Origin of the sequence: Methylobacterium sp. B4 (assembly GCF_003201865.1) — a bacterium.
Taxonomy (GTDB): Bacteria; Pseudomonadota; Alphaproteobacteria; order Rhizobiales; family Beijerinckiaceae; genus Methylobacterium.
In genome coordinates, this window is record NZ_QJJJ01000018.1 from 1 (window position 1) to 14,429 (window position 14,429).

Below are 14,429 nucleotides of genomic sequence, written 5' to 3' on the forward strand. Positions count from 1 at the left end.
ACAGGCCAGGAGTTAAACCCGCAGCAAACCATCTGACCGTCGAAATCCCCATGCCAATCTCGACACGCGAACCCGTTACTCGGACGGGCTCCTAGGAGCCTGTCCGAGTAATCCTCTCGACGGCGAGGCTGGGGGGTGATTCACTCGGCTCATGGCCAAGGTGTTTCGCTCCTGGGACGTCGATCAGGGCTGGCTGCTGCCGCTCTCGCTGCACGAGTTCGTGCCACTCGGACACATGGCGCACCTCGTGAGCGATACGGTGCGGGAGGCGCTCGACCTCTCGGCCATCCTCGACACCTACACGGTAGAGCGCGGCTACCCGCCCTACCATCCCGGCATGATGGTGGCCCTGCTGCTCTACGGCTACAGCCGCGGCCTGTACTCCTCGCACGCTGCGCTCATGTGGCTTCGCGTGCCGCTCCAGAACCGTCGAGCCGTCTTCCTGATGTGCTATGGCACCGAGATGATCGCGAAGGCGTTGCGCAAGTAGGTCGCCAAGACGGGCGCGCAGATCCAGTACATCACGCCGGGCTTGCCCTGGGAAAACGGGTACTGTGAGAGCTTCAACGGCAAGCTGCGCGATGCGTGCCTACAGCGGGAAATCTTCTACGCATTGAGGGAAGCGCAGATCGGGATCGGGCTGTGGCAAAACACCTACAGCCGCGTCCGGCCGCATTCGGCGCTGGGCTATCGGCCGCCGGTGCCCGTCACCTTCCCGGATCTGGCCTTCCGGCTACCCATGGCTACTGCATTGCAGTAGCCTCTCACTCGGCTCGGTCCAAAATACCCGTCAGGTCACCCCACACGAGACTGATGTCGTGCGTCGAAATGACCGTTCAGCAAGAATATGCTGTGTGAGAGAATATATTTGACAATTGGTTAAATGAAGGCTGCGTAGCCCAGCCTTGATCATATATCTGTTGCAATTTGGTGGATTAATGGTATCTCTAAGATGCTTATGAAGAGACTCGGCACCTTCGGCTTGCATGAGTTAATCAACTCTCTGAGCAACAACACTCAAATGGCAGGTTTCGTTCGTATGCAAAAGATACTTGTAGTGGGTGCCGGGTTCGCGGGGGCAGTCTACGCCAGAATGTTGGCCGAGGGCGGCTATATTGTTACTGTTATTGACCGGAGATCGCACATTGGGGGAAACTGCTTCGACTATATACATGAAAGCGGTGTTCGTGTCCATAAATATGGACCGCACTTATTTCACACCTCTAACCATCGTGTTGTGGCTTGGCTGTCTCAGTTTACGAGCTGGGTCGACTATAATCACCGAGTTGTTGCAAAGATCGATGGCGATCGACTTGTGCCCCTGCCAATCAACAGAAAAACACTGAATATTACGTTGGGCCTTGATTTGAAAACGTCAGAACAGGTAGAGGAATATCTTACAAACGTCAGCAGCAAAGATGATGTGATTTCAAATGCAGAAGATTGGCTATTCGCCAATATTGGCAAGAAGCTGACGGATTTGTATTTCAGGCCTTACACAAAAAAAATGTGGAATCTTGATTTGTCTGATATGGACGCGTCTGTAGTCAAGAGAATTAATATTCGAGTAGATGACGACGATCGTTATTTTCCCCTAGATACGTTTCAAGGCATGCCGGCCGAAGGATATACGAATCTTTTTGAAAAAATATTTGAGCACGAGCGGATAAATGTCCTAACAAATATCGAATTTGACAAAAAGATGCTTCCAGATTACGATTTTTGCTTCAATAGCATGCCGATAGATGTTTTCTTCGATTACGAGTTTGGAGATCTACCCTATCGTTCGATAAAGTTTCACACTAAAATTGTTCGCATTGCCGATGCCGCATCGGAGGTTACAATAAACTACACAGACTCCGGTCCATATACGCGCGAAACATGGTGGCATAATATACCAAATCATCACTTGTTCGAAACTGGTGAGGTCGTTTGCACTGTCGAAGAGCCTTGTGATTACAAGGAGAATTATATGGAAAGATATTATCCAGTCAAAACCCACGATAGGCGTTATGAAAATGTTTATCAGCTCTACAGCAATAAAGCAAAAGAATTGAGGAATATGCAGTTCATTGGACGGTGTGGAACATATCAATACCTCGACATGCATCAGGTTATAAATCAATCGCTTATTGGCGCTGCGAAATGGCTTACAGAAAGACAATGCAAGTAGGTTGTCGCTCCGCTTGGAGGATCAGTTTCGGAATTGAATTTTGGCAAGAATGAGTACGAGTTAATGGGTAGAAACTGACGCAAGCTAAAGTGTTTTTCGGTTTGGGCTGAGGCGGCTTGGAGGGGTTCACAGGGCTTTGGCTGTAGGGCGGTAGGAACAAGAGCCGTGCGCCCGCCGTCTCGATAGCGGTCCGCACGGTCGCCCCTTGTGGCTTCCGAGGATTGTCCATCACCACGATGTCGCCCGGGGGCGACTTTGGGCACCAGCACTTGCTCTACATGTCTGGAATGCGACGCGGTTGATCGTCCGGTCGGGCACGAACGGGCCGCGATCCTGGTGAGGCGTAGACCGGCCCCAAGAGCCGCTCACGATCCGGCGCCCGACACTGGCTGCGAGACATCTTGCGCACCCCGGCGGTGCCCCCGTACCCTTCAACGCTCAAACGGCCGACTTTGCCGGCCTAGAAAAAAACACGCTCCACGCCGCCGAGTAGCAGCGGCCGGATGTGAGGGCCGAGCGCGAGGACGGGTTCGAGGCTCAGCCCGAGCTCGACCCCGACACGCTCGTCTTCCTCGACGAGACGGCGGCCGCCACCAACATGGTCCGCCGCTACGGCCGCGGCGAGCGCTGCGGGGTCGCGGTTCCGCACGGCATGTGTGGACGCCCCCTCGGGTGCAAGCAAAATCTCGGGACGGGCGTGGTGCGTGATCGGGTGCTGCCATGTCTCAGGCCTCTGATGCGGCGGAGCATGTGCCGCGGGCCCGTATGGGAGTGTGCTAACCAAGATGCCGTTGATGAGTGCGATGGCTGCCCGCCTGAAGCGGGCTGGGCGCCGCAGTCGCTACCGTCTCAGGAAGCAGGCGGTCGAGCCGGTGTTCGGGCAGATCAAGCCGGCCCGAGGCTTCCGACAGTTCCTGATGAGAGGGCTCGATCAGGTCCAGGGCGAATGGACGATGATCTGCACGGTCCACAACCTGCTGAAGCTGGCACAGGCCGGCCGGTGAGACCGCCGATCCGCCCTCACCGGCTCCCGTCTCGCCCCTCACCCTCGGCCTCATCCCCCTTACTCGGACGGGCTCCTTGATCATTCGAGCCGGCCGGACACTGCTCCAGAGGCCATCCTTGCTTCCGCTCCAGCCTTCCTCTACGCCTACGCGATCATGATCCTTGTCCAACGCCTCAGTGGTGCTTCTTGAACCATCGAACGGACACTCGAGCGTACGGTCAAACAGAACGAACGACCAAGACTGCGCGCCCCGCCCAGATTCATATACCGTTTCGTCCCTGCGAATCTTCCAGAAGTGCTGGAGCGGCTTTTGATTTTAGTCCATCAGGCAAGACGCGACGGTGCCAGCGTGTGTTCGACCCTACGGGTGGCTCAGATTAACGATAAGCCACCGCTAAGGGATGGAATCATGGTGGACCCCTAATAAAGGATATAATGAGCTAATGCCAAAGCGTGTGCGTATTTGTCAGCAGCAAGATCTGGCGCGGCACTATTCATCGGCAAAAGCGAAGAGAACTTATAGACTGCGCCCTCAGATTTATCGAAGTGGCATTAATAAACGGAACAATTTACTGGTTAGGGAAGGTTATGGCATCATATAGCGTTGTGCACATCGCCGGAGACCCGGGCGGCTGACGCTTACGCTGAGCATTGGAAAGCTTCCTGCTACTGCGCTTGTTAAAGGCTTAGAAAAAGGATATGACGCACTCAGGTATGATCTTGCCCCTATGTACATGGCAAAATTATAGAAGCGTAAGGTCACGGCTTGACTGAAGTATCATAACTGTGAGGACGAGGGATAGCAATATGAGCCATGAAGTCGAAAACAAATCTTGTGCAATTAAACTGTCAGACATGCTCGCAGACTCCAATAGCAAAGTTATTTTCGATGAGGCCGTGAAAGAAGTCGTTCTGGATCAAATATTCGGCAGAAATCTTGACAGTTTTAATCTTGATTTACTTGCAACCTTTGCAGCAAGTATCGACTCTGCGCAGTATGCGTCAAAGAATTTTCTTGAGGTTCCTCGATTTAATCATGCTCTAGACTTGATTACATATGCTATTCAGCACAGCCCCTCGGACGGTCTCAATCTCGAATTCGGTGTTTTTTCAGGGCGATCTATAACACATGCCGCGAATACCTTCAGTCAAAGGCAATTTCACGGGTTTGACTCGTTTGAGGGCCTTCCTGAGAGCTGGCGGTTTGGCTACGGAAAAGGGGATTTCGCTGTCCAAGAATTGCCGCAGGTGCCGCATAATGTTGAGCTCATAAAAGGATGGTTCGATCGGACTTTACCCTCATTTCTTGATTTGTATCCAACATACAAAGTGTCATTTCTGCACGTTGATTGCGATTTGTATTCATCAACACAAACGGTATTGCATCATCTTCGCGATCGTATAGTTGCGGGTACAATAATATTGTTTGATGAGTATTTTAATTATAGCGGTTGGCGTGAACATGAATGGCTCGCATTTCACGAGTTCGTGAATAGGTACGGCCGATCATATGAGTATATTGGATTTGTTGCTAATCATCAGCAAGTTGCTGTGCGGATACTAAAATAGTGGCCGTGCTTGGTTGAGGCTCAGTCTATTACAGATATGCGTATTTCCGAGCATGGTTTAATTATGCTTTCGTGCAACCTTAGTGCTGGGAGTTTGCGCCGTAAATGCCTTTGACTCAGTAGTAAGACATACAGAGTTCTAAAATCAGTGTCGCCATTTTCTGTGCAAAGATGGTGCCGTCGGAATTGTGACACTGAACTGGCTTCCAGAGAGAATGCTTGCTAGGTAGTCTATCGACTAGACGACTCTTCTCGCGCTAATCGTGCTTGGGCCGAGATATAGTTGAATGATTCTGAGGCTTTGCTCTGTAATGAACTGTGGTCGTGCGCGGCGAGTCAGAGGTATTCGAAATTGAGCATTAAATTGAGGATTCAGCTATGAAGATCGAGAGGCCTATCACCTCATCTCATTGGTCGTTTGGAGTTGAGGGGCGGGATCCATATACTCATGTTATGAGATTGCATGTCAACGGAGAGATATCGGGTTATCAGAACACTAATGAGCATCGATGGGCGAAAGACGGCGATAAAATATTATTTTTCGACGCGGCTGGTGAAGTAAGTTCAGTTTTCGCCAGGAATAGTGACGTCGTCGACGCGGAGCACTGGTCTGGAGTTTACAATAAAAATTCTCAGATCAGACATCAAATATCAAGGAAATTCTGCACGGCAAATTGCTACTTCAGGACTCATTTTTGGAACGATTATGCATCAAAAATGTATCATCAGTTACAGCGTTGCTGGGGAGAGGTGCCGATCGTCGCCGCAGACTATACCCGGAGTTTTGAAATCGAAAATAATATCCCAGTTGTTGCTCACTCTATAGATACATTCAGGCAGATGGGTCTTCCTTTATGGCCATCAATCGACAAAGTGATGTGGTTCAATGGTGATTACGTTCTTTATCAGCTTGCTTTGCGAGAGCAAGCTGATTATTTTATCATTGTCGAATACGACGTGTATCCTAACCTCGATTTGCGAGCGGTCATCTCGGACATAGCCTCGGATGAGGTTGACCTTGCGATTGGCAATTTTGGTGAAAGCTATGCTGGCTGGGCGTGGCATGACAGGCAAGAAAAAAGCCAGGTCTTGTGGAATAACTTTTACGGCATCGAAAAAAGCCGCACACGAAAGGCATATCATAGCTTTTTTCCCGTCGTAGTAGTCAGTCGTGATCTGGCTTTGTCGTTGTATTCCAAGCGTATCGAACTCGCTCGTGTACTTTCCGTGCAGGGCACGCAAGAGCATTTTTGGCCATTTTGTGAATCGTTCGTTCCTTCGGAAGCAGTAGCGCTAGGATATAATGTGAGAAATATATCAGATTACTTGCCATCGCCAGCGCATCTCAGTATTTCTGATGCGATGACTATGGACGAGGCTGGCAGCTCTGAATATAGTCTGGCGCATCCTACTCTCGATGGCGCTGACTTAGTAAACAAAATCTTTGTTCATGCTCAGTATAAGCTCGGGTTGCCGGCTGAAGAAGTTGCGACTTGGCTGAGAAATCGTTACAGATATACTTGGGACCCCGGCATTCAGACACTGTTTCGTGACAAATTCGTCGAGATTTTTGGAGTGCCCTTAGGATAATCTGATGTAGAACGGGTGCGGCTGCATGAGATCGTCTCCGGAATCAGGGTTGCGCCCGCAATGCGGCGTCTCGCAGGACGGTTCCGAAAGCGCGCCGACAGGCACCTCAACTAGCATTACAGTTGCAGAGTGAAGCTCCTAATTGAGAGGTTGCGGCGAGGTAGCAGCGAAATGAAAAAGCGCCGCCCGCCCGCCCGCCCGCCGCAGGCGCAGAGCTGAGAGGAGGCGAACCTACTTCGGACAGAGCTTGGGTGCTGGACTTCACCCGCACAGTGGTGCAATTAGGTCGCTACGCATGACGGGCCGCGAGCAGCTTGCAGACAGACGCTGAGGGATGGGGCGCATCAGGCACCATGACGCCAATTCCAGTTCTTTACTGCTGCCTATTCCACAATTCGCCTTTATCAATCCTACGATTGTTCAAATACCTATATAATTATGATGATATTTTCATAATCCATCTGGACACGAAGGCCGATCATTACACGCGATCAGTTGTTTCCGCTTTCGCGGAGCTCCCAAATGTTCATCTGCTATCAAAGCATGATTGCGCTTGGGGAGGGCAGAGCCTCGTCGAAGCCTCGTTAGACATCCTGTCCGTCGGCCTGTCTATAGATGCAAATTGGTCGCATGCGATCTTCCTGAGCGCTGCCCATCTCCCGACGCGCCCCCCGAAGAATATCAGATCATGGCTCAAGGCTGGGCACAGCGTCATGCGCTGGCACGCGCTCCAACATACCCCCGTCCGCCCTGATGGCTGGGAAGGCGGAATATGGGACCGATTTCACTGGCTCTACTTGGAAGAGCCGGGCACGGGTATGCGCCGCCTCGGGAAGGCTCCAGATTTTGTATGGACGTATGCGACCGGCGGCCAGTGGGTTATCCTGGCCAAAGACCACGTCGAGTATATTGTCAAAGAGGCACCTGCAGAACTGCGGCGCCGTATGTCAATTACTTTCATCCCTGACGAAGCATACTTCCAGACCCTCTTGTGCAATTCCAGATATGCGAACGAAGTAGTCTGGACTGACGCGACTTATGTGCTCTGGAAGCAAGGAGCCCATCCTGAAGACCTCAGCCTTCAGGACTACGTTAGTATTGCGCGCACAAGGTTAGAGATATTCGCCAGAAAGTTCCCCGAGCATGTCGGCCAAGATGACGAGGCCGATAGATCAATTAGAAATTTCGTCGGTCCGACCGTAATAGATGGGCTCATATGCTCAATCGAATCTGAATTAATGCTAAGGAAAGTACCTTTATCATACAGAGAAGGTAGCATCATGGGGCATGTGATAGACAACGCCCGTGCAGATTTGGGCGGCAATTGGAGGCATGGGGACATCCACACGTGGTGTCCTGAGCTGTGGACGTATCTGATCGACAGATTTGCCATCAAATCTGTCCTTGACGTAGGGTGCGGTGAGGGACATGCCGTGCGCTTCTTCCACAAGCTGGGGCTCATAGCTCATGGCATTGATGGGCTCGAGTTGAATGTCAAACGCGCTGTCTTTCCGATTGCCCGTCATGATATTCTTGCGAACAGTTATTTGATGCCTGTCGATTTTGTATGGAGCTGCGAAGTTGCTGAGCACATCTTTGAAGAGAAGGTCGACAATTATATTGATACGCTGTGCAATGGTGCTGTCATCGCCATGACGCATGCCCTCCCCGGACAGGGCGGCCACCACCACGTAAACTGCCAGCCCAAGGAGTATTGGGTCGACAAAATGACACGCAGAGGCTACGCTTTATCTGAGGATTTGGATATATTCCTAAATATCTCTAGAACTGAACGCACCTGGAATTACTTTTCGCAATCCGGGCTTGTGTTCGTCCGGTCTTAGAGCGCCTAACAAAACGGGTTATGGCGCGTTGGCGAGGATCGCCTAACCAATCCTCCCCGACGATCTCTGGCTGGAGATCGCCCCGCTTCTTCCTGCCTCGAAGCCTCGTCCACAAGGCGGTCGTCCTCCCCTGGAGAACCGAGCTGCTCTGACTGGCATCCTGTTCGTTCTGCGCACGGGCATCCCGTGGGAGTGGATGCCGGTCGAGATGAAGTGCGGCTCGGGCATGAGCTGCTGGCGGCGGCTGCGGGACTGGCAAGAGGCCGGCGTGTGGGCTCGGCTGCATCAGGGGCTCCTGAGGCGCCTTCACGCAGTCTGCAGAAACGTATCCGGCCTTCGGGCAGAGCCGTTGGCCAAGATGGAGATCCGCGCGTCCTGGGCCTCATAAAGGGGTCGGCGTCGTGCGCAGTTTTTGCCGAGAGGCTTCCAGAACACCGGGCACTGACAGGCCATCTTCCTCTCACCACTCGCAGACATCGGAAGGCCGGCGCCCGCCGCGCCGGCCGAACTCGGATTAGGCGGCTACGGCCGTTGCCTCGTAGACGCGCCCGTGGCGCAGCAGTGCCCAGACGATGCGCGCCATCTTGGCTGCCAAGGCCACCACCGCCGTGTTGGCGTGCGCTCGCGCCAGCAACCCGCGCAGCCACTTCCCGAGCCGCGTGTCACCCTGCCGGAGCGTCGGCTGGGATTGCCCCGGTTTGGTGGACACCGAGACCGCTTTCGCGTGAGGTGTTTGCCCGATGCCCAAGACCCGTCCCGCATACCCCGCCGAGTTCCGCCGGCAGATGGTCCAGCTGGTCCGCGCCGGCCGCGATCCATCCGACCTCGCCCGGGAGTTCGAACCCTCGCGTCAGACCATTCAGAACTGGGTCGCGGCGGCTGACCGCGGCGAGGGCCGCCGCGAGGCTAAGCCGCCGACGGCCGATCCTGGGCTGACGGCGCCCGAGCGCGACGAACTCGTCCGGCTGCGGCGTGAGAACCGGCAATTGAGGTTGGAGCGCGATATCCTCTCGCGCGCGACGGCCTGGTTCGCGCGGGAAACCGGAGTTCTGCCGTCGGGGTCTTCCGGTTCATGAGCGCCAACCAGGGCGACTTCCCGGTCGCTGCCCTGGCCCGTGCTCGGCGTGTCGAAGGCAGGCTACTATGCTTGGGCCGGGCGAGAACCCTCGGCACGAGTGGTCGCGGTCGCCGCGCTGCTGAAGCGCATCCGCACCGTCCATCTCGGCTCGCGCCAGACCTATGGCGCGCCGCGCGTCCACGCCGACCTGCGCGAGCAGGGCGAGCGGCATTCTCGCAAGCGCATCGCCCGGCTGATGCGCGAGAGACCGGTCTCGTCGGCGCCAGCCATCGGCGCCACTGTCCCGTGACGACGCGGCTCGTAGTCGCGCCGGCCCGAGTCCTCTCGTAGCAGGGCGAGAGTGGGCGCTACCAGCGCCCACTCTTCATCGGCGACATCGGACGGTAGGCACGGCGATCGCTGAGCATCACCCTCAACGCAAAACCTGCCTAAAAGTTCATAACACGCTCTAGGTCCAGCAAGCCATTGCACGATCACGAGGTCGCTGCTCTCAACGTGCTCCTCGGCTCAACGAATGTCTCATCGAACTGCTCAGCTAATTGGCGCAATCTTATTGACCGCTGGAGGAAAGCACTGACAGCTTGGGCAACTCTTTGCATTTCTTGGAAACCATGTCGACCCTCTTTGCGCCCGTGATCATCGAAATGTTCAAGCGCTATAGCTAAGGCTCGATCTTTGTATCCCTCTGAAAGATCGGGGTTCGCCGCAATGTAAATTTTGCTTTCAAATGCCTGAAGAGCAGCTAGCTGCTCTTTTGCGACTGAAAATATTCTAGCGTTTATAGCAATGGTAGCGATAAGCCCGCGAATTTCAGCCAAGCGCTGACTTGGTACGCTGACATTCATAAGAGACGCAATCAAACGAGCTGCAGACGTCCCATCAATTTGACGGGACCGTGCCAAGACGTACAACAACTCGACAACGTTGGTCTCCAGCTCATCACCGGTGTCGACTTTCTTCAGAAGAAGTTCAACAATGCTGTTCACTCTCCCTAGTTTTAATAGAGCGATAATCTCGGCCGACTGTCCAATTAGGTCAACGGCATTGAGTTCAAGCGCGGCGTCAGATGCCGCAATGCTTGCCGCAGGCCGTTCGGCAAGCGTGCTCTCTGTGCATGCAGTGCGGATCAGAGATCGCTCCCACGCAGCTGCAGCTGCCGGGGAATCTATTGCACGCGCATAAGCAGTCAATGCCTTGACATGTTCACTGATATTACCCGTCGTTGCTACGATAGACTGCAGCAGCGAGCGATGCGGTGAAATTGAGATCGCCCAGCTCCAACTATTTGATTGATCAGTCACGGCCTCAGCTCCCGCTGAAACCTCGATTGCGTCACGCCAAGATTCTAGGTTACGACTAAAATCGAGCGCCTCAACAACACGCAGTTTGTTTGACATAAAAGAAGTGCTATTAATCATACTAGGGCGGCCGACCTCATACAGGTAGAGGGGCCTCGGGACAATCTGTATATTAGCGCCGGCCTGTGCCGCACGCACGTAAAACTCATAATCTTCGTAACCTACGCCTTTCAATTCAGTGTAGCCCCCCAGATCCTCCATCAACGATCTTTTGATCAGCGCAGTCGCTGCCCCAAATGCGTTGCTGAGGTGGGAAACGGAAAGAGGGCCGCCCGATGGTACGTAGGACACCTTGCTGACGAACTCTTCAGGTGCAAGCTCATAAGTGTTTCGAACACTAATATCCATAAACACGTTCAAGCAATTTGTAATGTCAGATTTGGTTGCAAGAGCAACTGAGACAAAAGTTTCGACAGCTTCGGGAAGCAAGATGTCGTCATCGTCTAGGAATAATATATAATCCGACTCGGACTCTTTGACGATTGTATTTCTTGCCGCGCCAAGATAACCATTCTCGCGCGTTATAAACCGGCCACCCACGCGTGACAATAAGCCTTTAATGTGTGGTAGGGCCGCGATTGTATCTGGTGAGTTCGATCCATCATCGACTAAAATTAATTCTATATTATCGTACGTCTGACGCAGAACGGACATAATGGCCGCGAGAGCTTTTTTGGGCCGATTGAAATGCGTAATTCCAACTACTACCTTAGGATTGACAATTTTGGCCGATGATTGCTGCTGCTGCTGCGACGCCTCGCCGAGATTGGAATGAAATTCATTCCATTTATGTGCCACCGCTGTTGGAGCTTCGGCGAAACGTGGGACCGGCGCTCCATTGTGCATAAGTCGCAACAGTGCTTGAGCTATCTTTGTGTCTTCGGTTGCGACCACCGTATCTTTGTGCTGGGCGGCATCGATGAGCTCTTTCGCCCCTCCATCGAGTGAAGTGAGTATGGGGCATCCAGCCGCAATCGCTTCAGCGACCGTGTAAGGCGAATTTTCAGCGCTTGATGGTATGACAACAAGCGAGCACTTCCGGTCCTTGAGGAATTGAATTGCATCGGAGCGTTCCATTCCGACATGAAATGTGAATGGAAAGCTCCATTTTTTGGACCGCTCAGTCAGATATACACCGGACGGACGACCGTTAATTTCACCGAAGCCGCCCACAAACGAGACAGTGATATCTTGTGCCTCTAGTTTCGAAGCGATCATATCGAGCGCGTTGCAAAAAGTAACAATGCCCTTACGTGCTTCGTGTCGTCCAAAGAAAACAATCTCCTTGATTTTGACCGTTTCAGCATAGTTTATATTGGTGCGCCTAGCAATGCGTTCGCAATGCTCGTAAACGTTTTTTATGACATGGACGCAATTGTTCTGTGGAAGCGTGAAGTCGTTGTTTTTCAACCACTCAATGAGATATGCACTGGGGCTGACGACATGGTCAGCCAAGCGGATGGACTCCTTTTCTAAGTGATCAATTTTGAGCTGATCAATATGTGAGAAAAGAGCTCGGTTAGCGTGTACTGTCCAACGGGTTGGGCCATGAAGCTGTACAATTAGCTTAGTGTTTTTAAAATCAATCCTCTGATGCTTTGCGGCACAACTGAAAAACCCAAGGCCTTTATAATCGTGGAAATGAACAAAATCATAATCGACTTCATAATCCGCCAGGTGTCTGTAGACAGCATAAGACCTGCATTCCGCGGCAGATAAATTAAATACATACTTTCCGCCTTCGATTTGAATTACATTAACGGCGAAATTTCTAAAATAATTTTGGGCTTCCTGAACGCTCCCGACATGGTCCGTTGGATAAAAATGGATGTCGACCTCATGATTTTTCTTAGCAAGCGAGATCGCCAACTCGAAAATGGCCGCTCCGATTCCTCCTGAACGGCTAAAGTTTGCGAGCTCTTCGGTGACCAACGCTATTTTCATTCAAAACCCCATAAATTGTGATCAGTAACTGCAGGCCAAGGCTCAAGCGCACTCAAGAGTTGCTACTAGCAACAATCCTGATATAACGCGCAGAAATAACAGTATTGCTACAAGCAGTCTTGCTCGGCGCCTTCACGGTTTGTGGCGACTCTGGTGGGTGAATTTGAGATCTGACACGATCGGAGCGTTCCTTTTGGGCACGCACGTCGAAGTTTTTTGCCATATGTATTCTTTTGCGCCGAGGGAGTTCGGGCACATACCAGAAGCTGGAGTGCTCCGCATCCTCGGGATATCGCCTTTCGCATCCTGGCCAAACCTCATGGCGTAGTAGCAGGCAACAAACTCGATCGTGGGGCTTGACGTCCTCACCCCTTCTGTGGCGCCACGACGTGCGCCGGGCCCTCGGCACCTACCTCGAACTGGAGCGTCAGGGCGGGGCCGGGTCTGCCATCCTGGCCCACAGCCGCCCGCTCGCGAAGGGCGAGAAGGTCAAGGAGCGCGAGCTCGCGCTGGCCATAGCACTCAAGCACTACATCTACAGGACTACATCCACAGGCAGCGCCTCGACCTCAGGGGCGGGGGGATGGGAGCCTGGACCGCCACGGTGCTCGACGCCTACGAGTCCGAGAGGGCCGGCTTCGAGTCCCGGGAGGCGGTCGCCCAGCCCTAGGGCGTCTCTGCAAAGGGGTTCACAGGCTGGGTAGCCGGCCCCGTGTGGGCTTGATGCGGCGCTTTGAACTGACTGACACGCGCATTGGGAGCAGATCGCCCCGCTGCTGCCTCCGCAGAAGCCGCGCATGGGCCGGTCTGCAGAGGATCACCGCCAAGTCGTGAACGGCATCGGACGAGCGCGCGGCCGACGAGATCGATGGTTTCGTCGATGCCGCCGATGAGCGGAATATCCGAGAAGCGGCCTTGGATCTTGGCCCACTCGTCGCGGGTCTCACTCCCGAGGCGCGCTGCGTATTACTCGAACGCTTCATGGAGGATGCCTACCACGACGAAGCGTCCATTCGCGCGCGCGGCCGCTTCCGCGAGCTCTTGGAAGAAGAACACGTCGCCACTTGCCTCGCCCGCGACGCCTTCGAGGAATTTGCCGAGCTCGTCGATGATGAGCAGCACGCCATCCTTCGGTCGCGCGTTCGCCTCTTCGAGCAGCCGGGCGATGAGTTCGCGGCCGGAAGCCGCTGGCTTGCGCTGGCGCCCCGCGGCCGGCGCCTTGCCGCGCCGTGCGCGTTCGAGCGCGTCACTGATATCAGCGACCGGATCGCCGCGCTGGCCAACGACGGCGATGGATCGCCGGCCCGCCGGGCTCGGCTGAAAAGCCGCCTGGATTTTCTGCGCGGTGCCGCTCCCGACCGCTTGGCTTGCGGCGGCGCGGAGGGCCCCCTTGGGGCCGAGCAGCGCGGCGAAGGTCACGGCCAAGCTGGATTTGCCGCTGCCACAGGGGCCGGTCCAGGTGAAGGCGCATTGCCGCGTGGAGGCCACTTGGCTGGCCATGCTGAGCAGGGCGCTGGCGGCCGAGCGTTGGCAGACGAAGCCCTGCAAGGCGTCGATCTTGCCGAGATCACCGTCGACGCGGACGTTATGCAACGAGAGTGTGCTCGGCATCCAAAAGGAACCCACACGCTCCAATTTGGATCAGGTACTTAGTACGCCGATCGGCGCTCAAAACGCGCTCTGGATCACAGAGTTGCCGTTGGGACGTTGCATTATTGGTGTGCCAAACGGCGAGGTTCGTCGATGCCAGTTGCCCCGTCCTAAACCGCTGCCGCCCCGCGAAAGCTCACAAGTGATCCGAGTGGCTTCTTGTCGAAGCGGCTCGTGAGGTCGTGGTAAGGTACCGATGGCCAAACTAGTGTGGCAGA

8 protein-coding genes and 8 pseudogenes are annotated in these 14,429 nt (G+C 54.1%); 12 read left to right on the forward strand and 4 right to left on the reverse strand.

What is annotated here, in order from left to right:
• Window positions 1-151: 151 nt before the first annotated feature.
• From BY998_RS18180 to BY998_RS18190, 3 genes and pseudogenes are all read left to right on the forward strand, one after another.
• Window positions 152-388: pseudogene (locus BY998_RS18180) on the forward strand (IS5/IS1182 family transposase); the annotation flags it as partial.
• Window positions 389-460: 72 nt separating this feature from the next.
• A pseudogene (locus tag BY998_RS18185) lies at window positions 461-760 on the forward strand (transposase); the annotation flags it as partial.
• Between the two features lie 198 nt (window positions 761-958).
• The gene (locus tag BY998_RS18190) at window positions 959-2,173 is read left to right on the forward strand and encodes a UDP-galactopyranose mutase (protein WP_245421645.1); all 1,215 of its coding nucleotides are present in this window, start codon (window positions 959-961) and stop codon (window positions 2,171-2,173) included.
• A gap of 139 nt (window positions 2,174-2,312) precedes the next feature.
• Here the strand turns inward: BY998_RS18190 and BY998_RS18195 are convergent.
• Window positions 2,313-2,526, reverse strand: a pseudogene (locus tag BY998_RS18195) (transposase); the annotation flags it as partial.
• A gap of 125 nt (window positions 2,527-2,651) precedes the next feature.
• Between BY998_RS18195 and BY998_RS18200 the strand changes: the two are divergent.
• The 6 genes and pseudogenes from BY998_RS18200 to BY998_RS18225 all read left to right on the forward strand — a co-directional run.
• Window positions 2,652-2,825, forward strand: a pseudogene (locus BY998_RS18200) (IS630 family transposase); the annotation flags it as partial.
• A 124-nt stretch (window positions 2,826-2,949) separates the two neighbouring features.
• A pseudogene (locus BY998_RS18205) lies at window positions 2,950-3,177 on the forward strand (transposase); the annotation flags it as partial.
• An 809-nt stretch (window positions 3,178-3,986) separates the two neighbouring features.
• Window positions 3,987-4,748 (forward strand): class I SAM-dependent methyltransferase, encoded by a 762-nt coding sequence (locus BY998_RS18215; protein WP_110353021.1) that lies wholly within the window; start codon window positions 3,987-3,989, stop codon window positions 4,746-4,748.
• Between the two features lie 377 nt (window positions 4,749-5,125).
• Window positions 5,126-6,337: a hypothetical protein gene (locus BY998_RS24020; protein WP_146221800.1), complete on the forward strand. Its 1,212-nt coding sequence runs from the start codon at window positions 5,126-5,128 to the stop codon at window positions 6,335-6,337.
• 314 nt (window positions 6,338-6,651) lie between these two features.
• Window positions 6,652-8,181: a beta-1,6-N-acetylglucosaminyltransferase gene (locus BY998_RS18220; protein WP_146221801.1), complete on the forward strand. Its 1,530-nt coding sequence runs from the start codon at window positions 6,652-6,654 to the stop codon at window positions 8,179-8,181.
• Window positions 8,182-8,230: 49 nt separating this feature from the next.
• Window positions 8,231-8,494, forward strand: a pseudogene (locus tag BY998_RS18225) (transposase); the annotation flags it as partial.
• A 201-nt stretch (window positions 8,495-8,695) separates the two neighbouring features.
• Here BY998_RS18225 and BY998_RS18230 read toward each other — a convergent pair.
• Window positions 8,696-8,863 (reverse strand): annotated as a pseudogene (locus BY998_RS18230) (IS110 family transposase); the annotation flags it as partial.
• A 58-nt stretch (window positions 8,864-8,921) separates the two neighbouring features.
• Here BY998_RS18230 and BY998_RS18235 point away from each other — a divergent pair.
• Both BY998_RS18235 and BY998_RS18240 read left to right on the forward strand, forming a co-directional pair.
• Window positions 8,922-9,257, forward strand: a complete 336-nt coding sequence (locus BY998_RS18235; protein ID WP_110353023.1) for a transposase — start codon at window positions 8,922-8,924, stop codon at window positions 9,255-9,257.
• Between the two features lie 99 nt (window positions 9,258-9,356).
• Window positions 9,357-9,548: an IS3 family transposase gene (locus tag BY998_RS18240; RefSeq protein ID WP_181425559.1), complete on the forward strand. Its 192-nt coding sequence runs from the start codon at window positions 9,357-9,359 to the stop codon at window positions 9,546-9,548.
• A gap of 184 nt (window positions 9,549-9,732) precedes the next feature.
• On the opposite strand, the gene BY998_RS24025 is transcribed toward BY998_RS18240, so the two are convergent.
• Window positions 9,733-12,549: a glycosyltransferase gene (locus BY998_RS24025; RefSeq protein ID WP_181425560.1), complete on the reverse strand. Its 2,817-nt coding sequence runs from the start codon at window positions 12,547-12,549 to the stop codon at window positions 9,733-9,735.
• 735 nt (window positions 12,550-13,284) lie between these two features.
• Between BY998_RS24025 and BY998_RS18255 the strand changes: the two are divergent.
• A pseudogene (locus BY998_RS18255) lies at window positions 13,285-13,403 on the forward strand (transposase); the annotation flags it as partial.
• A gap of 124 nt (window positions 13,404-13,527) precedes the next feature.
• Here the strand turns inward: BY998_RS18255 and BY998_RS18260 are convergent.
• Complete coding sequence (locus BY998_RS18260; RefSeq protein ID WP_146221803.1) at window positions 13,528-14,172, reverse strand: hypothetical protein; 645 nt, start codon at window positions 14,170-14,172, stop codon at window positions 13,528-13,530.
• Between the last annotated feature and the right edge of the window lie 257 nt (window positions 14,173-14,429).